Below are 22,696 nucleotides of genomic sequence, written 5' to 3'. Positions count from 1 at the left end.
TCAAATTGTGCAAAAAAGAGACATTAATCTGCAAATGATTAATGTCTCTCATCCCTTTCGCACGTTAGCGTCTATGATTGTCTATGCTAACGTCTATGCTTTTTATTTAAAATGTTACGCGTCTTTTTTAGATGTACCTTTACATGCTCGTATTCAGCACTAGCAACTCCTGCAAATAAAATATCGATAACGGTCAGCATAGCAATACGCGAGCCCATTGCGCCACTTCGGATCGTCACCTCTGGCGTAGAGATGCTCAGCACGATATCTGCTTTCTCTGCTAGCTCACTTTTTGTATATTTCGTAATGGCGATACACTTCGCTTTATTTTTTTGGGCGATTTCTAGTGCATCCAATATTTCAATGGTCGCCCCTGAATTGGATATAAAAATGGCAACGTCGTTCTCCTCCAGCAAAGTCGCTGCAGTCAACTGACTATGTCCGTCCGTATAGGCATGACACATTTTTTGAATTCTAGAAAATTTCTGCTCTCCATCCATGCAGACGAGACCTGATGCTCCAACGCCGAAAAACACGATTCGTTTACTTGTGCGAAGCGCCTCAACTGCTCGCGAGATTTCCCCATTATCAATCACACTTAACGTATCTTCAATCGACTTGCAATTGTTTAATGAAATATTAGAGATAATGGTCGACAGCTCATCTCCCGGCTGAATATCAGTATACTGCGTCTTCTGCTCATCCTCGCGAGAACCTAGAGACGCAGAGATGCTTACGATAAAATTGCGATAGCCACTATAGCCCATGGTTTTACAAAACCTGAGCACAGAAGCATCACTTGTTTTGCTAGCCTGAGCCAGCGTCTTAATTGAAAGATGAGGAATTTCTTCTGTGTTTTCCAAAATGTAGTCAGCAACCATTCGTTCAACTGGAGTCAGGCTATCCTTCATCTCACGAATTTTAATTAACACATTACTATTAATACTCATAATCTACCTACTCACGATTATTTTCTACCTTATTAGAAGACAGCTATACTCTATCATAAGGAAAGGACATCAAGCAAAACTCGTAGAATGAATGCTACTATCTAGATGAATGACCGTGATGTATAGTCACAATTCGACAGCTTTGACTACTTCGAGCATAGCATTCGCTCATGTAAAAAGTCAACAATGTGCATAGCCTGCATCGGCTGCTGTGGCTTATGCTTCTCGATACCAAGCTTCATCTGCAGCAGACAGCCTGGATTGCTTGTTAGCATATAGCTCGCCTCTGTGCGATCTGCATGCACCATCTTATGCTCCAGTATGCTGCCAGCCATCTCCGGCTGTACAACATTGTATGTCCCTGCGGAACCACAGCAACGATCCGATTCTACCATCTCAATATACTCGGTATTCGCCACGTTCTTCATTAGTGTTCTAGGGGCGCTTGACCCTTTCATTACATTGCGTAAATGGCAGGAATCCTGATACGTCACTTTAACATGTTCAGTCTGGGAGGATCTATCTGCAAACTCCAGCGGATTCCCCTTCTCCACAAGTAGTGTACTAATATCAATGACGCGCTCTGCAAACCATTTTCCATCTTCACGGTATTGCTCATCCTGTGCTAGCAAATGGTCGTATTCTATGAGCAGCGCACCACAGCCACCTGCATTTGAAACGATATAATCGACACCCAGCTCCTTAAACACATCGATGTTCGTTTTCGCCAGCGCTCTTGCATCTTCCATTTCACCACTATGTGCATACAACGCCCCACAGCATACTTGTGCGTCTGGAATGTGCACGTCAAAGCCTGCTGCAGATAGCAGCTCAACAGTATTTACATTCGTATCAGCAAACATAACATCCATAATGCAGCCGCGGAACATCGCTACTGTGCCAACCTTCTTGCCCTTTGCAGCATAAAAGGTTCCCATTCGCTCAACAACACCTTTACTGCTCGCTTCAGGCAATATCTGCTCCATCTCGGCCAGATGCTTAGGAAACAGCTTCATGATGCCAGTGCCACGTGCTACCTTTTGCAAGCCAGATTTCTGGTAGAAAGCTAGCGAGCCTCCAAGCACCTTCATGCTGCCTCGTTTAGGGAATACTCCTTTAAAGAGAGTTTTGCGCATTATCTTTACTGGAGCTGAATGCTGGGCATGCTCCTCCAATGCTTCCTTTGTCTGCTCTATAAGTTGCCCGTATTTCACATCTGCTGGACATGCCGGCTCACATGCACGGCAGCCAAGACATAGGTTCATCTGATCCTTGAACTGCTCATCCGGCTCCATCAATCCATCTACCGCTGCCTTCATCATCGCAATTCGGCCGCGTGGTGATGCTGGCTCCATCCCTGTTTCATTAAAGGTCGGACATGCCGGCAAGCAAAAGCCGCAGCGCATACAATTCGTCAGCTGATCGTAATCCAGCTTCTCTAGCAAAGTGCGTGCCAGAGGGTTGCTATGTTCGATATTTGGTTTACCAAATGTACTAGCCACGTTGAATCACCACTCTCTTCTTAGCTTGCTTTGCGAACATCTTATCTGGGTTCAATAGATTGAGTGGATCGAAGGCTGTCTTAATTCCTTTCATCACTTCAATCCCCGCTTCTCCAACCTTCCACTCCAGATAAGGCGCCTTCACAACACCAACACCATGCTCACCCGTTATCGTTCCTCCAAGCTCAATCGCTGCCTCGAAGATTTCGGCAAACGCCTCCTCTACGCGATGTACCTCATCCTTATCTCGTGCATCGGTCGTCGCAGTTGGATGCAGATTTCCATCCCCTGCATGACCAAACGTTGCAATATTGACGTTGTACTTCTGCGCGATAGCATTTGTTTTAAGCACCATATCCGCTATTTTGGAGCGAGGTACCGTTGCATCCTCTAATATCGTTGTTGGACGCAAGCGTGCTAGTGCTGTAAACGCACTGCGTCTTGCGGTTAGCAGCTTTTCTGCTTCCTCGCGTGTCTTAGCGATCTCAAGTCGATCAGCCTGCTCCTCACGGCAAATGCTATAGATCTTCTCAATATCTCGCTCTACCATTTCCGGCTCGCCGTCCTGCTCGATAATTAAAATAGCTGCCATATCTAGAGGCAGGCCAATTTTAGCGAAATCATCTACGACTCGAATGGTTGGGTTATCCAATATTTCTAGTGTCGCAGGAATAATTTGCTGCTTAATGATTTTAGATACTGTACGCGCAGCACCATAGATATCCTTATACATTGCAATCATTGTTTTCTTCGTTTTCGGTGGTGGGATCAGCTTTAGAATCGCTTCAGTAATAACTGCCAGCGTTCCTTCTGAGCCGACGAGCAGCTTCGTAAGATCATAGCCCGCTACATCCTTCGTCAGCTTCCCGCCTGTGTGAATAATCGATCCATTAGCAAGCACGGCTGTTAATCCAAGCACATAATCTTTCGTTGTACCGTACTTCAAGCCGCGCAAGCCGCCAGAGCATTCAGCGATATTGCCACCGATGGTTGAGATTTTCATGCTGCTTGGGTCTGGCGGATAGAACAGTCCAAGCTCCTCAATATGACTACTAAAATGTTGTGTAATGACTCCAGGCTGTACCGTAGCCGTAAGGTTTTCCATGTCCACTTCGATAATCTTATTCATGCGGTGCATGACCATAACGATACCGCCACTTAGCGGAGTTGTTCCCCCGCATAGATTAGAGCCAGAGCCTCTCGTTACGATTGGGATACGGTTAGCGCTTGCAATTTTCATAATTTCACTAACCTGCTCGGTTGTTTCAGGGTAGATCACCCCATCAGGTAAAGCTTGAAGCATCGGTGTACCGTCATAGGAATGCGCAATAAGTGCTTCCTGATCGGTTCTAAAGTATTTATCGCCAACAATTGCTTTGAGTTGTTTGCTTATTAATTCTGTAATCACAATATGTCCTCCTTATCAGAAAGTGAACAGGTCATCTGATGACTTTGATATTGATTATAGCTTAAATGAGGTGTACAGTATAGTCAATGACCAACAATTTTTTTGGAGGTATTATGCAACCAATTAAAGTGGAAACGGAAAAAGGACATGAAATCGTGAAGCGCATGATCCTTTCACAAATAGAAGAAGGAACACTTCAGCCCGGCGAACGATTGCCCTCTGTGGTTGATCTTGCCACGGCTTATGGCGTCGGACGCTCGACCATTCGAGAAGCACTAAGTGCGCTTAAAGCAACAGGCTGGATAGATGTGAAGCATGGCGGGGGCACCTTTGTCAGCAAAACGCTGCCTACCTTGCAAGCAGATATGAAGGACCCATTTGCAGAAGCGGATGATCTAATAGAGTTGCTAGAGGTGCGCATCTGGTTAGAAAGCGGAGCCGCTGTTAGCGCGGCGGAGCGAAGAACGCCACAGGATCTTACTACACTTCAGCAAATTGTGCACAGGATGGAGCTTGCACTGCAGCAGGATGACACCGCGCTAAGCGAGCAAGCCGATATCGACTTTCATCTTGCGATAGCAAATGCGTCACATAACCAACTGCTTAATTCGCTCATGAGCTCACTGTCCAGTAAGCTAACGGAGACAATCGGTAAGTCAAGACAGCTATGGTTTTTCGAGGACAAGTCTTCAGCGAGCCAGCTGCTTAAGGAGCATCAAATGATCTATGAGGCCATTGCTGAGCAGGATGGCGAAAGAGCAAGCCAGCTGATTACCGCTCATTTGCGCAAGGTTAGAATGGTATTGAAGCGAGGCAATGTAACTTAATATAGATTGATGTAATGCAGGAATTATGCCTGTTAGAGATTCGAGATGTTGTTGTTGACCAATATAAAAATCACACTATAGTAGAGTAATAATAGAACCTAATACTATAGTGTGATTTTTCACGTTTTTTAAGATGCACTTCAACTCTATTCGCCCAACATTTACCATGTTATAATCAACATAGCAATAGACAAGCTTATATGGGCGGTCGGCTACCTCTCTACAGAAGGGAGGGATGCCTAATGACAGTTTTTGAAGCACTGATGTTAATGTTTACCTTCGGTACACTTATCGTGTTGATACTGTCGTTCAAAGACAAATAGGCCGCCCCTCAGGAAAGGAATGGCGGTCTACTTGATCTGCTTTTAATTAACCTGATATAAGCCTACCGCCCTTAAAAGCGGCTATTGCAACGGGAGTCGTGTTACCAGCACGGCTCCTTATGCATTATACGCAAGTATAGCAAGTATTTATACTCATATTGTACCACGAGTGATTGCGCTCATCAATAAATTGTGATAACCGTTAGCTCTAGCCGTTAGATGCTTTATCAAGCTGCTTGCTGCGCAGCTGACCGCATGCCGCATCGATGTCAGTGCCATGCTCCAATCGAACGCTAACGCTAACCTTATGCTTCTTCAGCATATCGTAGAATGCACGAATGTCTTCCTGTGTGCTGCGCTGATACTGACTATGCTCGTCAACTGGATTATACGGAATCAGATTGACATTCACCATAGCTTTACGCGACTCCAACAGCTCCGCTAGCTCGACAGCATGCTCAAGCTGATCATTAACTCCTCGAAGCAATATATATTCAATCGTCGCACGGCGATTAGAATGCTCCAAGTAATAATCAATGGCAGGCATTAGCTTTTCAAGCGGATATGCTTTGTTGATCTTCATAATGCGCGAACGCAGCTCATTGTTAGGTGCGTGCAGCGAAATCGCAAGATTTACGCCGAGATCACTATCCGTAAAGTCTTTGAACTTGTTCACCAAGCCGCTTGTTGATACGGTAATATGGCGCGGACCAATCGCAAGTCCCTGATGATCCTTCACCGTACGAATAAAGTTTGACATATGCTCAAAATTATCGAACGGCTCACCAATGCCCATCACGACGATATGGCTTACACGATCTCCATTGCCTTCCGCGTCAAGGAAAAACTGCACCTGCATTAGCTGCTCAGTGATTTCTCCACTCGTCAAATCACGACTTTTCGCAATTAAGCCGCTCGCGCAAAAGCTGCAGCCGATATTGCAGCCAACCTGAGTCGTTACACATACAGACAGACCAAACTTATGGCGCATAAGCACCGTCTCGATCAGATTACCGTCCTCGAGCTGGAACAAAAACTTCACCGTTCCATCCTGAGATTGCTGGCGTGTATGCTCAGATAGTGTTTCTATAACAAAATGCTCATCTAATAGAGCGATCGTTGCAGCGTTAACCTCGGTCATATCACTGAAGCTGCGAACACGACTGCGATATAAATTGCGCCAAATGTGCACCGCACGCGAGCGTTTCTCGCCTTGCTCCTCTAGCCACTGAGATAGCTGCTCAAAGGTTAATCCATAAATTGATGACTTCATACTTTTCTATCCTCATTCCGCTCAGGAGTGTGGTCATAGCTGATCTACTGATCACAGACATACTGACATGACCTATTGACTCCAAAGCTTATAATATCCATTTTATATTCGCTCTCTATTTTCCCAAAATTAGCGCCACAATACAAGTAGCTTTATTGGCTTACTAGCGGAATGTCGACTTCAATGGAGCCCGGTAGAAAATTAGGATAGGACACAATCGGAAAACGGATAGGATTCGTAAAGCCTTCTAGATCGAAGCGATGTAGCGTTTCGTATTCACTGCCTGAATGCATAGAACCAAAACGCATATATACCTCTTCCCCATTGACATCGATACCCGTAGAGAATAGACTTCCTTTATATTGCTCATTCAGCTCAGAACTACCAACATAAGAAATCGAATCTTTGGTTACAGAAAGTTCTCCTTGTAAACTGGAAGGCTGATACAATATCTTCTGCTGCTCAAAGTCTATCTCGATATAATCCTCACCTTTCGGCAACGCTTCAATCTCACCTAATCGTAACGTTAGCTGCTGCGGATCTCGGAAGTAATTGCTTTGAATAAAGAGTGAATATCCCTCTTCATCGAAGGTACCCGTTGCGGTTACACCATTTGTAATCGCGCCCCACTGCTCACCATGCTCATCTATAAGCTCTAAGCTGCGAATGCTAAGCAGTCTCATGCTATTGCTTTCATCCGCACGCAGCTTTAGCTCTGCCCGAAGCGGCGAGATGTTCAGCTCATCAATCCAGATCTTCTGATCATTGATAACAACCTCTTTAGCGATAGAATAGCTTTTCGTCTCAGCAATCGGCTGCTTCAGCTCAAATGGAATGGTCATAACTGTCTCATGTTCATCTGTAAATTTCAGTTCTAGCTCAAATTGCTTAGAACTATAATCTAGCCCTCCCTCTCCATAAACTCTGATCTCGTCTTCAATTGTCATTTCACCATCTTGATGAAAAAAGGAATAGCTAAAACCAGCCTCTATCTCTTTCCCACCATGAAGTAAGTTAATCCCTCTGACATCAACTCTGTCTAATATTTCAGCATCATCTGCTGCAACTCGATAATAGATAATCATCCCTGACTCATCTACAATGACGCCCTTTAGCGTGAGCTCTAGACCATTTTTTGTAACTGTCTGATCAATCACTTCATAATATTCATTGTCTACAATGTCCTGCATTCCTTTATCCTGATTGCCTGCAATTAGCTCCACTAGCTCCGCGACAACTGGAATGTTCGCTAACGAGCTTGCAAACACCGGTGAAACACGAATACCTATAATAAACGCGATCACAATGCTTGCTGCCATCGCACCACTAATGAGCCGCAGCTTTAATTTCCTAAGACGTAAGTCACGAGCTTCCTGCTCTGCTCTACGCTTCCCCTCTAATATAGCATGCTCAAGCTCTAGTTCTGGTACGGCAATCGTATCGAGTAAATTCATATATCGATCTTGTTTATACTCATCCATTATAGGCCCTCCTCTCTGAATAGATGTCTCAGCTTGCGCAAAGTATAATGCAGCTTCGATTTAACAGTGCCTTCCGGCAGCTTTAGCTGCTTGGCGATCGCTGCATTCGTTCGATCCTCAACATACTTCATATAAATCAGCTCACGCTGCTGTTCGTCTAATGCCGACAAGCTATCCAGCCACTCCACATCAAGCGGCTGCTCGTATGGAATTTTCTCATATCGCTCAACTTCACTTGGCAGCTCTCTTTTCTTTTTGCGCAGCATATCACGGCATATATTCATCATGATTCTCGTCAGCCACGTGCCAATGTAACGAGGCTCTTTTACGGTATGAATGCTACGAAAGCAGCGGTAGCTCAGTTCCTGCATCGCTTCAACCGCATCATGCTCATTTCGTAAATAGCTGTAAGCAATACGGTATAACGGCGATTTATAATGCTCCAGCAAGGCAATTACTGCTTCCTGATTCCCTTTGATCGCTGCACGGACCAACGGCTCCTCCAGCATGCTCTTCACCTCTTTCTACACATTAGACACGCGAGAACAGTATTTCGTTCAAATCTTAGAAAATAAATATACAAAATAAAAACGGTGAAGTGCACCCTGTCAAGTGGACAGTGTAAATAACAAAAATAATTTGCTTGGAGACCTCAGCTCATTTGAATGGAACTGGGGTCTCTTTATTATGCAGCTTGCCGGTATTCATTTGGTGACAAACCGCCTAGACGCTCTGTATAGCGATAGTTGTTATAATAGAGGATATATTCACTAACATCCTTGAGGACATTTTCATAAGTGTCATACTTTGTAAGATAATAGCTCTCTGACTTGTACGTCCCCCAAAAACGCTCAATCGGCTGGTTGTCCAGGCATCGACTCACGCGAGACATGCTTTTCCTAAATCCGTATTTCACATGGAGTCGGTTATACTCATGGGACGTGTACTGGAAGCCTCTGTCGCTTTGGATGAGCGGGATTACACCAGGATTTTTCTCGTAAGCCTTCTTCAGCGTATCCATTACGAGCTTATTGTTGTTGGAACGACCTAATACCCATGAAACAATGGAGTTATCGTACACATCAATAATCGCGCTTAGATAGGCTTTGCAACCATTTCCATACTTCAGTTCTGTCACATCTGTACACCACTTTGAATTAGGAGAATGGGCATCAAAGCTACGATTCATTACATTTTCAACAATATGGATCTCAGGAGTTTTCACGTAGCTTGGCCGTTTCCTACGAATGACCGCTTTGAGTCCAAGGGCCCGCATGATTCGGTAATATCGCTTCTTGTTATACTTCTTTTTGAGTTTTCGGTTGAGCTGAGTACGTATTTGACGGTAACCGAGTATTCCTTTTCGCTTGTCATAACGAAGCTTTACTTCTTTGGCTAACAAACGGACTTCCATTTCCCTGGCAGATGGCGTCCAGTTTAGCCACTTATAATAGGCAGATCGAGCTACCCCCGCTAGTGCACATAACTTTGTAATGGCGTACCCTTTTTCTTTGTTCAATTCTTGAATCGCTTGATACAAGTTTACGTGTCGAACAAGGGTTAGCGTGTATTTCGTCGCTTGATCTCTTCCAACTTTTTTGCGAAGGCATTCTCCATCTCTAGGTATTCGTTTCGAGCTTCTAGTTCCTTGATCCGTAGCTTAAGACGTTCATGCTCATCTAGCTCGTCTACAGGCTTTTTACGACCACGGTTGTCCTTGAGAGCATCCTCGTTGCCTGCTTGATATTTACGAACCCATGCATAGACTTGCTGATAAGAGACGCCGTACTTTACGATCGCTTTCTGATAATCCATGTTATTAGCGATGGTATATTGTGCAATTTCAATGCGTTCTTCAAACGTTGTTTTACGTCCTTTATTCATAGGAGATAGCCCTCTTCCTTTACGAGTAGGTTTCAATTCTATCTCACCAGTATACTTGGAAATCCATTTCTGCAGGACACTTCTACTTGAAATATTGTGTTTTTTTATTGCAGCTGCTACGGAATAATGACCAGACAATACATCTTTAATAGCAGTTAGCTTTAATTCCTTCGAGTACGTTTTCCATGTATTCGATTCCTTTAATCCATTAAAACCATCCGCCATATATTTTCTTATCCAATCACGAACAGTGAGTGGACTAACGCCTAGCTGTTTCGCTTCATAGGTTGGATTGGATTTGTGTTCTAAACATAGCTGTACGACATACAATTTCGTTTCCAAAGAGGTTAGACTTCTTTTAGACATTAGAAAAACTCCCATCATTGTAGCAGTAGAAGTTTTTGTTTTTTCTACTGTCTACTATGATGGGAGCATATCATACCGTTTCATTCTATCACTTTTATTAGGCATGCTTTTGAATTAATGAAATTTGCCCTGCATGAATTCCTGAATGATATATAAGCTGAACAATGGCATCAAGCGGAGTGAAGATGCCACGAGGTGTTTTTACCTCCTTGTTCCATTCTTCCGCAGACATAGATAATATGGCATCTTTCACTGTCGCATGAGATGCTTTAAGGAGATCGATATGCTCCTGCAAATTCAGGAACTCAACCTTTGCATGTGCGGGTCCACGCAGCGTATAATAAGTAAGCTCTTCTGGCTTAGACTTGCCGAATACCCACTCTGCGTAAACATATTCCACCTCTGCGCTATGTCGAAGCATATATCCAATCGTTGCTGGTCCGATGGCCAAGCTTAATGCATCCTCTGGGAGTCCACTGACCATATTGTGGAACCGAGACTGAGCCATATCCCACATTGCCACGATGGTTTTCGTATCCATGATCATCTAGACCCTCCTTAACGATTCGCTTGTTTAGCCCCTGCACCATGAGCATCACGATTCACATGTTCAAAATAATCACCTGTGAAATCAACATCGAACGCTTGGCCAAAGCCTACGACATAACGACCTGTCGTCAACGTCAGCTCAAACAATGAGAAGTCTAGCTTTCGCAGCATATTAAAGGTAGGAGCACCAAACTTCTCTTCGAATTTTGAAAACACCTGCTCATAGCCACTATTACCGACGTTAATGGCTGTTCCTTTAAACCGAGCGCGTTCCCTTGCAAACATGTTTTTTGTCGTTGCTTCATCTGCTGCGAGCATGACATCAACCGCGCGGTTTGCTTCAAGATTGCGATAATGCTCGGCCATTTGACTTAAGTAAACATATACTTTGCCATTATGCTCGACGTAGGGAGCATACGATAAAAACGGTGTGCCATCCAAACTAATCGTGCTTAAAAACAGAGATTTCATACTGCCTATTAGCTGCTTACAGTTATGCTTAAGTGCCGCTGCATCTACTGACTTCACATTCATTTCTTTCACTCCTTTACATGTTCATGTTATGTACAACGTATATATGACATTTTTGACTTATGTACTGCTAGCTGAAACCTATACCTTCTAACGAAGAGGTAATTGATAATTGTTATCAATTAATATGTATGCAGTTATATAAAAAAAAGACTTTATTATTTAGCCGACTTAATCCCTGCCATTGTGCAATGATCAAGGGTTTTCGCTAATAATAAAGTCATGTTGGAGAATGTTCCTTCTGATGATTAAGTAAATATTGCATAAACTGCTCGGGTGTTAAATTTCCCTTTTGCTGATTACACGTTAAACAAGCGCAAACACAATTAACGGGCGTTGTATGCCCACCCTTGGCACGTGGTACGAGGTGATCAATCGTATCGCCATATTCTCCGCAGTAATGACAAGTATGATGATCACGAGCTAGTATAAATCTTCGAAATTCCTTACTACTATAGATCATTCGTATCGTGTATGGATTAATAATGACGGCTGCGCCTTCCTTAACAAGCAGCTTTGCCTGTGCGGGATCGACCTCTTGAATCCAACGGCGCCCAGTATCTGACCGACCGCGCATCCGAACTACCCCGCGCCAAGTTGGGCGCAAATCATCAGCATGAAGCCCATTACTATCTGGCTGCCGATGATAGAGCAGCGGCTGACGTTTTTTTCTATTCCAGCGCGCTCTGCTAGGAGAAAGCTGCAATGCTATTGACCATTTGGACTCATCAACGTACTGCCCAGCTGAGGTTCCTGCTTGTCTGCATTGCTTGCATGTTCCGCGACGACTGTCTGGTCGCTCGCGTCTGCCAGTTCTGCGCAGAAAATCATGGAGCGGCTTTTCTTGTCCGCAGCTTATACAATACTTCGTCTTTACCTCCACGACACACCCTACTTCCTTCCGTCCGTATAGTACTTCGATTATAGCATACAATAACACTCATGTTGAATGCCCGGGTTTATCACAGCAAGGTTTATATGAGCAGGTGTGACAAAAATCACTTTCTATCTGAGCTCTGTTGATTATAGTAATTATGGAAATGGTCACCAACTACTAGGAGGTAAAGTATGTCTAATAAGATTATTCACATTCCAGAAAATCCCGTATCGCGCTTTCTATTTACTAGCACGCAAGCTGCTTGGTTTTGGTTAGTCGTACGGCTTTATGTAGGTTATACGTGGTTAACAGCCGGTTGGAAGAAGGTTAATAGTGATGCTTGGACAGGAGAAAATGCGGGGGTTGCTGTTAAAGGCTTTATGCAAGGTGCGCTTGCAAAGGCAGAGGAAGGTAAAGACGTATCCTCATGGTATGCGGCATTCCTAGAAAACTTCGTCATTCCAAATGCGAAAGCTTTCTCTTATGTCGTTGCCTTCGGTGAAGTACTTGTTGGCTTAGGCTTGATTTTAGGTCTACTAACAGGCATTGCCGCTTTCGCTGGTGGTTTGATGAACGTCAGCTTCCTGTTTGCAGGTACAGTAAGCTCCAATCCTCTACTGTTCATCCTTGCAACGTGGCTTGTGCTTGCATGGAAAAATGCAGGCTGGTATGGACTTGACCGCTGGGCACTGCCATTGCTAGGCACACCGTGGTCACGGAAGAAAACTTCGACCTATGAATAACAAACGATAAAATTAGAAGCTACATCAACTATAGAATCTCAACTCCACTTACTGGGGAAGAGATTCTTTTTTTTATTACTGCAATATTACTTTTTATATCCGTCCAGTTGTATAATTGCGATAACTCAATGTTTTGATGTTATTTACATTGGGATTAATTTCGAGAGTATAAAATATTATGTGTAAATGAATAAATGCAAAAGGAAGACCTTTTCTTGTAGAATTGAGTTACCACACAAAATTCACAGAGAGAGGTCTTCCCTATGAATCATTTTACAACAGATTTAGTCCAAGCTCTAGTTACAAAACAAGATGTGACTGAAATTTTTCGTATTCACCTCGAAAGAGCGATGAATCACTTGTTAACAACCGAGTTAACCGCCTTCCTAGATTACGAAAAGTATGATCGTGCAGGCTTCAATACAGGCAATTCTCGTAACGGCAGCTATACACGTACGCTCCATACGGAATACGGCGATCTGCACCTTCAAATCCCTCGTGATCGTAATGGAGAGTTCAAGCAGCAGACCGTAGCGCCCTACAAGCGATCCAACGACACGTTAGAATCGTTTGTCATTCATATGTTCCAAAAGGGCGTAACCATGACTGAAATCGCTGATCTGATCGAGAAAATGTATGGGCATCATTACACACCACAAACCATATCTAACATGACGCAAGTGATGGTAGAGCATGTTGATGCGTTCCTAAAGCGCCCATTAGCCCAGCGCTATGTCTGTGTCTATTTGGATGCAACCTACATTGCTGTAAAGCGTGAGACTGTTTCGAAAGAAGCCGTTTACCTAGCTGTAGGCATTCGTGAAGACGGTTCTAAGGAGGTGCTTAGCTATGCCATCGCTCCAACTGAGTCTGCCTACGTATGGAAAGAGCTTCTGCAAGACCTTCGAGAAAGAGGCACAGAAGAAGTGCTACTCTTTATTTCTGATGGGTTAAAAGGTATGGTTGATGCCATTTTCGAGGTCTTTCCAAGTGCCAAATACCAAACCTGCTGTGTTCATCTTGCTCGCAATCTTGCTCATAAAGTGCGTGTGTCTGATCGTGCTGAGATCTGTGATGATTTCAAAACAATATACCGCGCAAAGGATGAGCAAGCTGGTCGTGAAGCGCTAGAACGTTTCTGTGATAAGTGGAAAACTGCTTATCCTAAAGCAACGAAAGCTTTAGTGGAGAATCCGTATATCTTCACGTTTTACAGCTTTCCACAGTCGATTTGGAGAAGCATTTACTCTACGAATCTTATTGAATCTTTTAACAAGCAGATCAAGAAATACACGAAACGGAAAGAACAATTTCCTCACGAAGAAGCACTAGAGAAATTTTTAGTTTCACAGTTCGAAGGCTATAACCAACGCTTTGCTACAAGATGTCATATTGGCTTTGACCAAGCTCGTGCAGAACTACAAGCCATGTTCAAAAGCAACACGTAATTCAACTGCTACAAGTAAAGGTTATTTTTATTTACACAAAATTCTTGACGCTACCTTAATTTCGGTTAGTTAGTAAAAGAGATGTTTTCCAAATGCATTAGTAGTGTTCTTATTTGAAATAGCTGAGAATGGGTGAATATCATTGCATAGGTATATGTTCTCGACAACAAAAAAAGCAGAAAAATACATCGATCAGATTGTACACCAACTGGTAATATTATTTAATGTCTCACATCAAGAAGCAATTGGTCGCGTCAATAGACATTGGACAAATTGCGAGCATATTGATGATGAAAGCATGATTTATCATATGCTTCCTGATGAGTGGGCACATGAAGTATATTATGGAAGTGATTCAATGTGGTGGGGCAAAGATAAGAGTGCTTTAAGCCCTCTACCATATGAAGATGATATAAAATAGCTAAGTATGGATGTTCACTATAATAACATTCGAGAATATAATTCCTTCTCCAACGGACAAAACCTCGAATTCCACGTTATGTTGCGGAATTCGAGGTTCTACTGTTATCTTACACATATTATTTCCCAAATTATTTCAAAAATTTCTCGCTACCATCGTACGTGCCGATGATGCCGTACAGGTCAGGACGACGATCACGGAATACGCCCCACTCAATACGCATCGTTTCGATCTCATCAAGATCAAATTCTGCTACTAGCACAGTTTCCTCTGTGCGTCCCGCTTCTGCCACCTTGTTGCCTTGTGGGCCAGCAATAAAGGACGAGCCATAGAACGTAATCGAAGAGTCCTCATCGCTTTCTAGACCTACACGGTTAGATGCTACAACAGGCACGAGGTTAGAGCCAGCGTGTCCCTGCATACAGATTTGCCAGTGATCCTTAGAGTCGATCCCGCTGTCCTGCGGCTCAGAGCCAATTGCAGTTGGGTAGAATAGAATTTCTGCACCCATAAGCGCCATGCAGCGAGCTGCTTCCGGATACCACTGATCCCAGCAAATGCCCACTCCGATTTTTGCATATTTTGTATCCCAAACCTTAAAACCTGTATCGCCTGGGTTGAAATAAAACTTCTCTTCATAGCCAGGTCCATCTGGAATATGACTTTTGCGGTATAAGCCTAAAATTTCACCGTCAGCATCAATAACGACGATAGAATTATAGCGTGCATTGTTTTTCTTCTCGTAGAAGCTGATTGGCAATACAACGCCAAGCTCCTTCGCTACTTGTTGAAAATGCAGGATTGCCGGGTTTTTCTCCATCTCTGTTGCATAGACGTAATAGTCTGCCTTTTCCTTCTGGCAGAAATAGTACGTTTCGAACAGCTCCTGCAGCAAGATGATTTGCGCGCCTTGCTTCGCTGCTTCACGTACAAATGCATCAGCCTTCGCAATATTCTCTTCTCTTGTCGCTTCACAGCTCATTTGAGTTGCAGCTACTTTTACTTTTCTCATGACATTCCTTCCTCCAATCATCGCTTCGCATATTCAGCGCTTCGCTTATCCATCTCTAACGCTCGAACCTTCAGCGCTACGCTTATCCATCTCTAACGCTCGAACCTTCCTTCGTCAGGAGGTCGCTTTTAGTGATGGATAAGCTTCGCTGGTGTTTTATTTTTGTATTTATCGCTTGCGATGTTGCAAGCGTTGTATGACTAATCTTCGTGGCGCTTAGAATACTCATCGCTCCGCCCACCCCCTCCATCGCTTAACATTCCTACGGAATGAGGGGCGCTGATGGAAAGGGCGAGCTTCGCTGTTGTCTGTCATATTCGATGCCGAGTTCACTTCAATGAGCTACTTCGTAATCAACTTCGGACTTTTTAACTACCCCTTCCAATAGAGGTTAAAAAGTTCGGAGTTCAGTACCGAGAAGATGACCGGATACTAGAAAACGAGGAGCACAGCGTACGGTATTGGTACGTGAGCACCGGAGTTTTCGGTAGCCTGTCATATTCGATGCCGAGTTCACTTCAATGAGCTACTTCGTAATCAACTTCGGACTTTTGAGCTACCTCTTCCAATAAAGGTTAAAAAGTTCGGAGTTCAGTACCGAGAAGATGACCGGATACTAGAAAACGAGGAGCACAGCGTACGGTATTGGTACGTGAGCACCGGAGTTTTCGGTAGCCTGTCATATTCGATGCCGAGTTCACTTCAATGAGCTACTTCGTAATCAACTTCGGACTTTTTAACTACCTCTTCCAATAGAGGCTCAAAAGTTCGGCTTTCAGGACCGAGAAGATGGGACGAAGCTAGAAATTACGGAGCGCAGCGTACGTTATTGGTACGTGAGCACCGTAAATTTCGGCTGAGTTCCATATTCGACGTCGACTAATCTACAACGTTCAGCATCGTCATCAAAGTCGGACTTTTGAGCTACTTCTTCCAATAAAGGTGTAAAAGCTGGGCTTTCAGGACCAAGAAGCTTGCACGCTAGTAGAAAACGAGTAGCGCAGCGTACGTTGTTGGTACGTGAGCAACGGAGTTTTCGCTAGCGTTCAAGATTCGATGCCGACTAAGCTACAACGCATTACATCGTCATCAAAGTCCAGTCTTTTACACGACCGCTAAAGGGAGTTGTTGGGTTGTGCAGTGTACGTTCCCGCCCTCACGTATAACCCCCATCCCATTGATCGTGCGAATGCGACGATCAGGGTAGAGCGCTGCTAGCACTTCGATCGCTTTCTTATCGGTTTCTTCCGCTGTTCCGCCGAATACAGGCAGAATGATTCCGCCATTAACGAAGTAGAAGTTCAGATAGCTAAGCGTTAGACGCTCGCCTTCATAGTAAACAGCCGGTGGCTGCTCAATCTCGATCACTTCAAGCTTGCGCCCCTTCGCATCGACGGCTTCGCTCAATATTTGTAAATTACGCTGCGTAATGGCAAAATTATCGTCATTCTCATCGTGACATACTTGAAGGATCACCTTACCCGGTGCTGCAAAGCATGCAATATTGTCGACATGACCGTCTGTCTCATCGCCACTTAAGCCGCGTTCTAGCCAGATGACTGTATCGATATTGACATACTGCTTCAGCAGCTCGAAGATTTGCTCACGGGAAAGCTCAGGGTTACGATTCTTGTTCAGTAAGCACTCTTCCGTCGTCAGCAACGTACCTTCACCATCGGTATGAATCGATCCACCCTCCATCACAAGCGGCGCATCGAACTGAATCGCCCCTACATGCTGAATAATTTGCGGTGCGACTGCATCGTCCAGATCCCAAGGAGAATACTTACCTCCCCATGCATTGAATCCCCAATTTACACCTGCCAGCTTGCCATCAGGAGACGTAACAAAGGTCGGTCCATTGTCACGCAGCCATGCATCATTATGCTCAATGACTAGTAGATCAATGGGATGTGCATGCTCGCCTTCCACATATGCGCGCACTGCTTCCTGATCAGCAGCATTTACAACAACGGTTACAGGCTCAAACTCTGCCATAGCTATAATAATTTCAGCATAAGCTGAACATACTTCCTTATATTGCTCCGGGTAGCACATCGAAGCTTGAATCGGCCATGAAATAAACGTACGCTCATGCGTTGTCCACTCTGCTGGCATCGTAAACTGTTGAGATCTAGGATTCATAATTCCCTCCGCTTATCTATGTTAATGAATAATAAATGTCTTGAACACCGCTATCATTATACAGCAAAACTCGCTAAGGTTCGATGCTAATATTTTGAAGGATCGGCAAACTTATTTTTACTGCTGTACCGTACTCGCTGCTGCTGTTCATCGTCACCCCATATTTCGGTCCGTAAAGGAGAACAATGCGATGGTGGACGTTCTCAACACCAATGCCTGACACGGGTCGTTTCTTCATGTATTGTGCCGCAGCCTCTGCTCCTACACCATCATCAAGCACCTCGATCAGCAAACGCTGCTCGTTCTGTCTTACAAACACATAAATATTACCTTTCTTCGCTCCAGGAAAAGCATGAAAGAATGCATTCTCTACAAATGGCTGAATAATAAGCTTCGGCACTAACAGCTGTTGGCACTCACGCTGTACCTCAAAATGCACCTGTATCTGATCCCCATAGCGAATTTGATTAATGTACACATAGTGCTTCAGGTTTTCAATCTCATGCTGAACCGTGATGACATCCTCCGTCGTGCCGATTGAGTTTTGCAGCATCGTGCTTAAGCTAGTAATCGTACGATCTACATCATCAATCCGGTTCATTTTCGCTAAATATTTTATCGAGGTCAAGGTATTGTATAGGAAATGCGGATTAATTTGCATTTGCAGCACGCTTAGATCTGCCTTGCGCCGTTCTGTCTGCTCATGCATGACCTGCTTCGTATAATTATCGATTTCTTTAATGAGATGATTGTATGTCTTCGTTACTGCCTTAATCTCATAGCTTGTCTTCTCCTGCAGCGGATGCGGCTGCAATGAATCAGCCCGCGCAGACTGCATCGTATCAACGAGCTCATAGAGCGGCTTCGTGATCCGTTTAGTGATGAAATATACGACGAACATAACGACGACACTAAGGGCAAGTACGAACTGTACCATCCGATAGCCAATATTCTTTAAAGCAGCGAAAGCAACGTTTTGGTCGATTTCCTGTAGTAAGTAAGCATCATATTCCGGAATGTACAATGATAGATACGTATAGCCTGCCTTAGACTTCATCCCAAAGTATTGCTCGTTATCAGCAATCACTGCATGCTCCAGCAAATTAGCATCCTGCGTGCTCGTTAATTGGCGGTTACTGCTTGATAGGATCGCGCCATCAGAGGAAACAAGCGAGATCATCGAGCCGGGCGTCACATATGCATTATATCGCTCATAGATCGTCGCTTCATCCATAATAACAATCGCATACCCATACATCGTGCGCCGATCCATAAGCGGCTTCGTTGCGAATATATAGTGATCGTAAGGCACCGTCTCGTTAAAGATATGCTGACTGCCGTGATACATCACCTTTTGTGCAACTAGGCCGTCCTCGATCATAAAGTTTTCAATAATATTGGGCGGAACCTTGTCCCATTTCAAAGCATTGCTCGAATAATTTCGATTCTCGTTGCGCCCTACTCCTGCCACAATAAAATGCGTATTATCTGGACTGAGAAAATCTTTGTACGTATCGATGTAGTTGCCCAAATTCATCACAATATTGAGCTGCTCAAGCGTTGAATCAGCAGGCTTCGTTAAATACTGCTTAAACGCATCACTCACATTAATCTGCACCATCGTATTGACGATCTGCTCATTGTATTTTAGCAGCTCAGCTCTAACCAGCTGTAAATTCATTTTAGCGTTCTGTGTCGTCTGATTTAACAGTATTCGCTCAGAGATTTGAGAAGCTGCGAGCGTTAATAGGACAGAAGCAACAAGCGTCGCTGCAAGCACGACAAGGAAAAACTTCATAAAGATACTGTTGCGTTTAAACATAGCCTCACCTTTGCTGTTGGTGACGATATTCGACCGGTGTCATTCCAACGAATTTTTTGAATACCTTGGAAAAATAATTATGCTCAGAGAATCCAATCTTTGAGCTGATTTGAGAGATCGTGTCATCGGTATACTTTAAAAGCTCCTTCGCCTTTTCGATCCGCACTTTATTAATATAAGCCGTTAAATTTTCATTCGTTCGCTGTTTAAAGTACCAGGACAAGTAGCTGTAATTCATATGAAAGGTTTCCGCCAGCTCGGCTAGAGAAATATCCTGCTGGTAATGCTCATGAATAAAATCAATAATTTGGTTGAGCGTATTCATCTCGCCTTGATCATTACGCTCGTTCACCTGCTGCTCAACCATATCAATAAATTCTCCGATAATGTTCTGAAGCTCGTTAACAACGATCGCTTGATCAATTCGCTTAAACCACTTTAGCTTTTCTGTGCTCTGCTCGGTAAATGGTAAATGCAAATGCTCCAGCGCACTCATAATCGTATAGATGATATGCTGAATAAAACGTTTAAGCGAATATTCATCTAAGCCTTGTACCTCACTTAAATCTGAAAAATAGCTCGTCAGCTGCTCTCTTGCCTGGTTGAAGGTGAACCATTTGATTGCATTTACAAATCCATCATGGTCAAAGGATACATCTGTATGCTCCAGCTTTATTTCGTTTTCGAGAATTAAGCTTCGATTATTGAAATAAATCGCCTTCGTCATCAGCTGCTTGAGTCTCATATATTTTGCTTGCAGCTCATCAAGGCTGTCCATGCTATTGGAATGAACAAATTTCAACGTATCATACTTTTCATTCACTGCTTTAATGAAGGCAACCAGCTGCGGCTTTAGCATTGGCTCCTCATCTATATCGTAGTTCAGCACAACAGACACATCATGCTTGGTGAACACCGCCATATGTGTCACCTTAGAAAAATGCTCATAGCATTGCTGAAGTATATACTGCTCAAGCTCGTACTGACTGGTATTTGTTAAGCTTTGCAGCATCGCAATACTTGTCACAAGCAAGCTGAACTGCTGCTTTGGCAGCTGCGACAGCAGATCATGCCGATCACTAAGCGCCAGCTCCTCCTGCTCAAACCACTGACTTATTATAATAGAAGGTTCTTTAAGAAGCGGCGCTGAATATTCACGCTTCAGCTGTGAAGTCTCACAGGAGCTATGTATTAATGTAACGAGCTCCTCCACAGTGACCTTCGGCTTTAGTAAATAATCATCTACTCCGTACTTGAACACCTCTCGTACTAACTCAAACTCACTATAGCTGCTTAATATGATCATCTTAATGTCAGGGTATTTTTTTCTTACATTTTTAACAAGATCAATTCCGTCCATAATGGGCATCATAATATCTGTAATTACAACATGAGGCTGAACTAGCTCCATAAGCTCTAGCGCTTCTGCTCCATTCGCAGCCTGTGCCACGATTTCAATTCCATCCTTCGCCCAATCATGTAAATGTGTAAGGCCCGTCCGAAATATCGCCTCATCATCAACAATCATTACACGATATGCTGTCATGCTGTCACCCTCTTTTTTCGATAATTCTTCCCTTTAACATAATTCATTTTGGGGAGCAAGTACACTCTTTAGCTTTACCAAAACATGTTATCCAAATTTTTTACTACAATACAAAATTAGTACTAGTAAAAAATTAAGCGATTTCATCCTTCTATAATTTGTAGCACGAAAGGACAAAATAGTTATTATACAGCTTGTTTTGTTTTCTTTAGAATGAGAATGTACACAAAAACAAAAAAAGATAGGGGTTGTAACGATTGAAGAAGAAAGCACTTTCATCATTACTAGTCGCTGGTCTAATGGCTTCAACTTTAGCTGCTTGCGGAAGTAATGACACAAACAACAACGCAGGCAACACTACTGGTGATTCAACTGAAGGCGGCAGCAAAAAGGTTGTAGCTTGGGCATGGGACCCATCCTTTAACGGAAAAGCACTAAATATTGCTGCTGAAATCTATAAGCAAGAACATCCTGATTTCGAAATTGAAGTTGTGGATATGTCAAAAACTGACCTTGAGCAAAAGCTAAACACAAACTTGGCTGCAGGTGTTACTGAAGGTCTACCGGATATTATTTTGGTTAATGATCCTAACATCCAAAAATATGTTAACTCCTACCCAGGAACATTCGCTGATTTCACAGATAGCTCTGTAGATTACAGCCAATTTTCTCAATACAAAGTTGACGCTCTTACTGTAGATAACAAAATTTACGGTATTCCATTCGATATCGGTGTAACTGGCTTGTTCTACCGTACAGATATTTTGTCAGAAGCTGGATTCTCAGCTGAAGATCTAGAAAATATCACTTGGGATGAGTACATCGAGATCGGTAAAGTTGTTAAAGAAAAAACTGGTAAATACATGTCTACAATCAACCCTAACGATGAGGCACTAACTTCTGTATTGCTTCAATCTGCTGGCAGCTGGTACATCACTCCTGAAAACAAAGGTAACTTTGTTGACAACCCTGCTATGACTGAAACACTTCGTGTTTACAAAGCAATTTCTGATTCAGGTATTGCTAAGCCAGTAACTGGCTGGAGTGAATTCGTAGGTAGCTTTAACTCTGGTGACGTAGCAACTGTAGTATCTGGCGTATGGCAAATCGCGTCTATCATGGATGCAGCAGACCAAAGCGGTAAATGGGCTGTAGCGCCTACACCACGTCTTGACATTGAAGGCGGCGTGAACGCTTCTAACGAAGGTGGTTCTAGCTGGTTCGTTCTTGATAAATCTGCAAACAAAGAGCTTGCAATGGAATTCCTTGGCGCTACAATCGGCGGCAGCAGCGAATTCTATGAGCGTTTCCTAACTGAAGCTGGTGGTGTTGGTTCTTATATCCCTTCATTCTCTAGTGAAGCATACCAACAAACATCTGAATTCTTCGGTAACCAAGCAATCTATGCTGACTTTACAGAATGGTCTACAAAAGTACCTGGTATTTCTCTAGGTATGTACACGCAAGAAGCGAAGGATGCTTTGAAAAATGAGCTTCCAAGCATTTTGAATGGTGCAGATCTTCAAAAAAGTCTTGCTAACATTCAACAGCTATTTGAACAACAGGTACAATAATCTAATCGTTAGCA

General features: G+C 43.5%; 22 protein-coding genes. 6 read left to right on the top strand and 16 right to left on the bottom strand.

Annotation, left to right across the window (positions count from 1 at the left end; genetic code table 11):
- Window positions 1–86: 86 nt before the first annotated feature.
- The 3 genes from NSQ99_RS04110 to NSQ99_RS04100 all read right to left on the bottom strand — a co-directional run bounded on the left by NSQ99_RS04110 (window position 87) and on the right by NSQ99_RS04100 (window position 3,860).
- Window positions 87–950: a MurR/RpiR family transcriptional regulator gene (locus NSQ99_RS04110; RefSeq protein WP_340835252.1), complete on the bottom strand. Its 864-nt coding sequence runs from the start codon at window positions 948–950 to the stop codon at window positions 87–89.
- A 146-nt stretch (window positions 951–1,096) separates the two neighbouring features.
- The gene (locus NSQ99_RS04105) at window positions 1,097–2,452 is read right to left on the bottom strand and encodes a (Fe-S)-binding protein (protein WP_340835250.1); all 1,356 of its coding nucleotides are present in this window, start codon (window positions 2,450–2,452) and stop codon (window positions 1,097–1,099) included.
- A complete protein-coding gene (locus NSQ99_RS04100; protein ID WP_340835249.1) occupies window positions 2,445–3,860 on the bottom strand; it encodes an FAD-binding oxidoreductase in 1,416 nt (471 codons plus the stop codon). Before NSQ99_RS04100 ends, NSQ99_RS04105 begins: the two co-directional genes overlap by 8 nt.
- Window positions 3,861–3,973: 113 nt before the next feature.
- Here NSQ99_RS04100 and NSQ99_RS04095 point away from each other — a divergent pair, with 113 nt between their 5' ends.
- Window positions 3,974–4,687: a FadR/GntR family transcriptional regulator gene (locus tag NSQ99_RS04095; RefSeq protein ID WP_251670677.1), complete on the top strand. Its 714-nt coding sequence runs from the start codon at window positions 3,974–3,976 to the stop codon at window positions 4,685–4,687.
- Between the two features lie 200 nt (window positions 4,688–4,887).
- Window positions 4,888–5,010: a putative holin-like toxin gene (locus NSQ99_RS23230; protein ID WP_445670478.1), complete on the top strand. Its 123-nt coding sequence runs from the start codon at window positions 4,888–4,890 to the stop codon at window positions 5,008–5,010.
- Between the two features lie 208 nt (window positions 5,011–5,218).
- On the opposite strand, the gene rlmN is transcribed toward NSQ99_RS23230, so the two are convergent.
- The 8 genes from rlmN to NSQ99_RS04055 form a co-directional block, all read right to left on the bottom strand.
- Window positions 5,219–6,283 carry a 23S rRNA (adenine(2503)-C(2))-methyltransferase RlmN gene (gene rlmN / locus NSQ99_RS04090; RefSeq protein ID WP_340835246.1) on the bottom strand — a complete coding sequence of 355 codons (1,065 nt, stop codon included), beginning with the start codon at window positions 6,281–6,283 and terminating at the stop codon, window positions 5,219–5,221.
- Between the two features lie 152 nt (window positions 6,284–6,435).
- A complete protein-coding gene (locus NSQ99_RS04085; RefSeq protein WP_340835243.1) occupies window positions 6,436–7,764 on the bottom strand; it encodes a DUF4179 domain-containing protein in 1,329 nt (442 codons plus the stop codon).
- Entirely contained in the window at window positions 7,764–8,273 is a 510-nt protein-coding gene (locus NSQ99_RS04080) for a sigma-70 family RNA polymerase sigma factor (protein ID WP_340838725.1), read from the bottom strand. Before NSQ99_RS04080 ends, NSQ99_RS04085 begins: the two co-directional genes overlap by 1 nt.
- A 176-nt stretch (window positions 8,274–8,449) precedes the next feature.
- Complete coding sequence (locus tag NSQ99_RS04075; RefSeq protein ID WP_340834468.1) at window positions 8,450–9,304, bottom strand: IS3 family transposase; 855 nt, start codon at window positions 9,302–9,304, stop codon at window positions 8,450–8,452.
- Window positions 9,305–9,324: 20 nt separating this feature from the next.
- Entirely contained in the window at window positions 9,325–10,014 is a 690-nt protein-coding gene (locus NSQ99_RS04070; RefSeq protein WP_340834466.1) for a helix-turn-helix domain-containing protein, read from the bottom strand.
- A 97-nt stretch (window positions 10,015–10,111) separates the two neighbouring features.
- Window positions 10,112–10,555 (bottom strand): DinB family protein, encoded by a 444-nt coding sequence (locus tag NSQ99_RS04065; protein WP_251670685.1) that lies wholly within the window; start codon window positions 10,553–10,555, stop codon window positions 10,112–10,114.
- A 17-nt stretch (window positions 10,556–10,572) separates the two neighbouring features.
- Window positions 10,573–11,097, bottom strand: a complete 525-nt coding sequence (locus tag NSQ99_RS04060) for a HugZ family pyridoxamine 5'-phosphate oxidase (RefSeq protein ID WP_340835239.1) — start codon at window positions 11,095–11,097, stop codon at window positions 10,573–10,575.
- Between the two features lie 217 nt (window positions 11,098–11,314).
- On the bottom strand, window positions 11,315–11,977 hold the full coding sequence (locus NSQ99_RS04055; protein WP_340835236.1) for an HNH endonuclease: 663 nt from the start codon (window positions 11,975–11,977) through the stop codon (window positions 11,315–11,317).
- Window positions 11,978–12,162: 185 nt separating this feature from the next.
- Between NSQ99_RS04055 and NSQ99_RS04050 the strand changes: the two genes are divergently transcribed.
- From NSQ99_RS04050 to NSQ99_RS04040, 3 genes are all read left to right on the top strand, one after another.
- Window positions 12,163–12,714: a DoxX family membrane protein gene (locus NSQ99_RS04050; protein ID WP_251670691.1), complete on the top strand. Its 552-nt coding sequence runs from the start codon at window positions 12,163–12,165 to the stop codon at window positions 12,712–12,714.
- 263 nt (window positions 12,715–12,977) lie between these two features.
- Complete coding sequence (locus tag NSQ99_RS04045) at window positions 12,978–14,162, top strand: IS256 family transposase (protein WP_210178541.1); 1,185 nt, start codon at window positions 12,978–12,980, stop codon at window positions 14,160–14,162.
- 154 nt (window positions 14,163–14,316) lie between these two features.
- On the top strand, window positions 14,317–14,583 hold the full coding sequence (locus NSQ99_RS04040) for a hypothetical protein (RefSeq protein ID WP_340835232.1): 267 nt from the start codon (window positions 14,317–14,319) through the stop codon (window positions 14,581–14,583).
- 130 nt (window positions 14,584–14,713) lie between these two features.
- Here NSQ99_RS04040 and aguB read toward each other — a convergent pair whose 3' ends face one another.
- The 5 genes from aguB to NSQ99_RS04015 form a co-directional block, all read right to left on the bottom strand.
- The gene (gene aguB, locus NSQ99_RS04035; protein WP_251670695.1) at window positions 14,714–15,595 is read right to left on the bottom strand and encodes an N-carbamoylputrescine amidase; all 882 of its coding nucleotides are present in this window, start codon (window positions 15,593–15,595) and stop codon (window positions 14,714–14,716) included.
- 82 nt (window positions 15,596–15,677) lie between these two features.
- Window positions 15,678–15,824, bottom strand: a complete 147-nt coding sequence (locus NSQ99_RS04030) for a hypothetical protein (protein WP_340835229.1) — start codon at window positions 15,822–15,824, stop codon at window positions 15,678–15,680.
- 875 nt (window positions 15,825–16,699) lie between these two features.
- Entirely contained in the window at window positions 16,700–17,740 is a 1,041-nt protein-coding gene (locus NSQ99_RS04025) for an agmatine deiminase family protein (RefSeq protein WP_340835228.1), read from the bottom strand.
- A 73-nt stretch (window positions 17,741–17,813) separates the two neighbouring features.
- On the bottom strand, window positions 17,814–19,562 hold the full coding sequence (locus NSQ99_RS04020) for a sensor histidine kinase (RefSeq protein WP_340835226.1): 1,749 nt from the start codon (window positions 19,560–19,562) through the stop codon (window positions 17,814–17,816).
- Window positions 19,563–19,566: 4 nt separating this feature from the next.
- Complete coding sequence (locus NSQ99_RS04015; RefSeq protein WP_340835224.1) at window positions 19,567–21,108, bottom strand: response regulator transcription factor; 1,542 nt, start codon at window positions 21,106–21,108, stop codon at window positions 19,567–19,569.
- A gap of 257 nt (window positions 21,109–21,365) precedes the next feature.
- Here NSQ99_RS04015 and NSQ99_RS04010 point away from each other — a divergent pair, with 257 nt between their 5' ends.
- Entirely contained in the window at window positions 21,366–22,682 is a 1,317-nt protein-coding gene (locus NSQ99_RS04010) for an ABC transporter substrate-binding protein (protein ID WP_340835222.1), read from the top strand.
- Window positions 22,683–22,696: the final 14 nt, after the last annotated feature.

The sequence above is a fragment of the Paenibacillus sp. FSL W7-1287 genome, assembly GCF_038004245.1.
GTDB classification, from domain to species: Bacteria; Bacillota; Bacilli; order Paenibacillales; family Paenibacillaceae; genus Pristimantibacillus; species Pristimantibacillus camelliae.
Note: the sequence above shows the minus strand (reverse complement) of the source record. Positions and strands in the feature narration are given on the sequence as shown.

What these genes read in the sequence shown, in the direction of transcription:
- NSQ99_RS04095 (WP_251670677.1), top strand. Translation starts at nt 3,974, where the DNA reads ATGCAACCAATTAAAGTGGAAACGGAAAAAGGACATGAAATCGTGAAG.
- NSQ99_RS04065 (WP_251670685.1), bottom strand. Translation starts at nt 10,555, where the DNA reads ATGGATACGAAAACCATCGTGGCAATGTGGGATATGGCTCAGTCTCGG.
- NSQ99_RS04020 (WP_340835226.1), bottom strand. Translation starts at nt 19,562, where the DNA reads ATGTTTAAACGCAACAGTATCTTTATGAAGTTTTTCCTTGTCGTGCTT.
- NSQ99_RS04085 (WP_340835243.1), bottom strand. Translation starts at nt 7,764, where the DNA reads ATGGATGAGTATAAACAAGATCGATATATGAATTTACTCGATACGATT.
- rlmN (WP_340835246.1), bottom strand. Translation starts at nt 6,283, where the DNA reads ATGAAGTCATCAATTTATGGATTAACCTTTGAGCAGCTATCTCAGTGG.
- NSQ99_RS04070 (WP_340834466.1), bottom strand. Translation starts at nt 10,014, where the DNA reads ATGTCTAAAAGAAGTCTAACCTCTTTGGAAACGAAATTGTATGTCGTA.
- NSQ99_RS04040 (WP_340835232.1), top strand. Translation starts at nt 14,317, where the DNA reads ATGTTCTCGACAACAAAAAAAGCAGAAAAATACATCGATCAGATTGTA.
- NSQ99_RS04110 (WP_340835252.1), bottom strand. Translation starts at nt 950, where the DNA reads ATGAGTATTAATAGTAATGTGTTAATTAAAATTCGTGAGATGAAGGAT.
- NSQ99_RS04080 (WP_340838725.1), bottom strand. Translation starts at nt 8,273, where the DNA reads ATGCTGGAGGAGCCGTTGGTCCGTGCAGCGATCAAAGGGAATCAGGAA.
- NSQ99_RS23230 (WP_445670478.1), top strand. Translation starts at nt 4,888, where the DNA reads ATGGGCGGTCGGCTACCTCTCTACAGAAGGGAGGGATGCCTAATGACA.
- NSQ99_RS04030 (WP_340835229.1), bottom strand. Translation starts at nt 15,824, where the DNA reads ATGAGTATTCTAAGCGCCACGAAGATTAGTCATACAACGCTTGCAACA.
- aguB (WP_251670695.1), bottom strand. Translation starts at nt 15,595, where the DNA reads ATGAGAAAAGTAAAAGTAGCTGCAACTCAAATGAGCTGTGAAGCGACA.
- NSQ99_RS04045 (WP_210178541.1), top strand. Translation starts at nt 12,978, where the DNA reads ATGAATCATTTTACAACAGATTTAGTCCAAGCTCTAGTTACAAAACAA.
- NSQ99_RS04015 (WP_340835224.1), bottom strand. Translation starts at nt 21,108, where the DNA reads ATGACAGCATATCGTGTAATGATTGTTGATGATGAGGCGATATTTCGG.
- NSQ99_RS04050 (WP_251670691.1), top strand. Translation starts at nt 12,163, where the DNA reads ATGTCTAATAAGATTATTCACATTCCAGAAAATCCCGTATCGCGCTTT.
- NSQ99_RS04025 (WP_340835228.1), bottom strand. Translation starts at nt 17,740, where the DNA reads ATGAATCCTAGATCTCAACAGTTTACGATGCCAGCAGAGTGGACAACG.
- NSQ99_RS04060 (WP_340835239.1), bottom strand. Translation starts at nt 11,097, where the DNA reads ATGAATGTGAAGTCAGTAGATGCAGCGGCACTTAAGCATAACTGTAAG.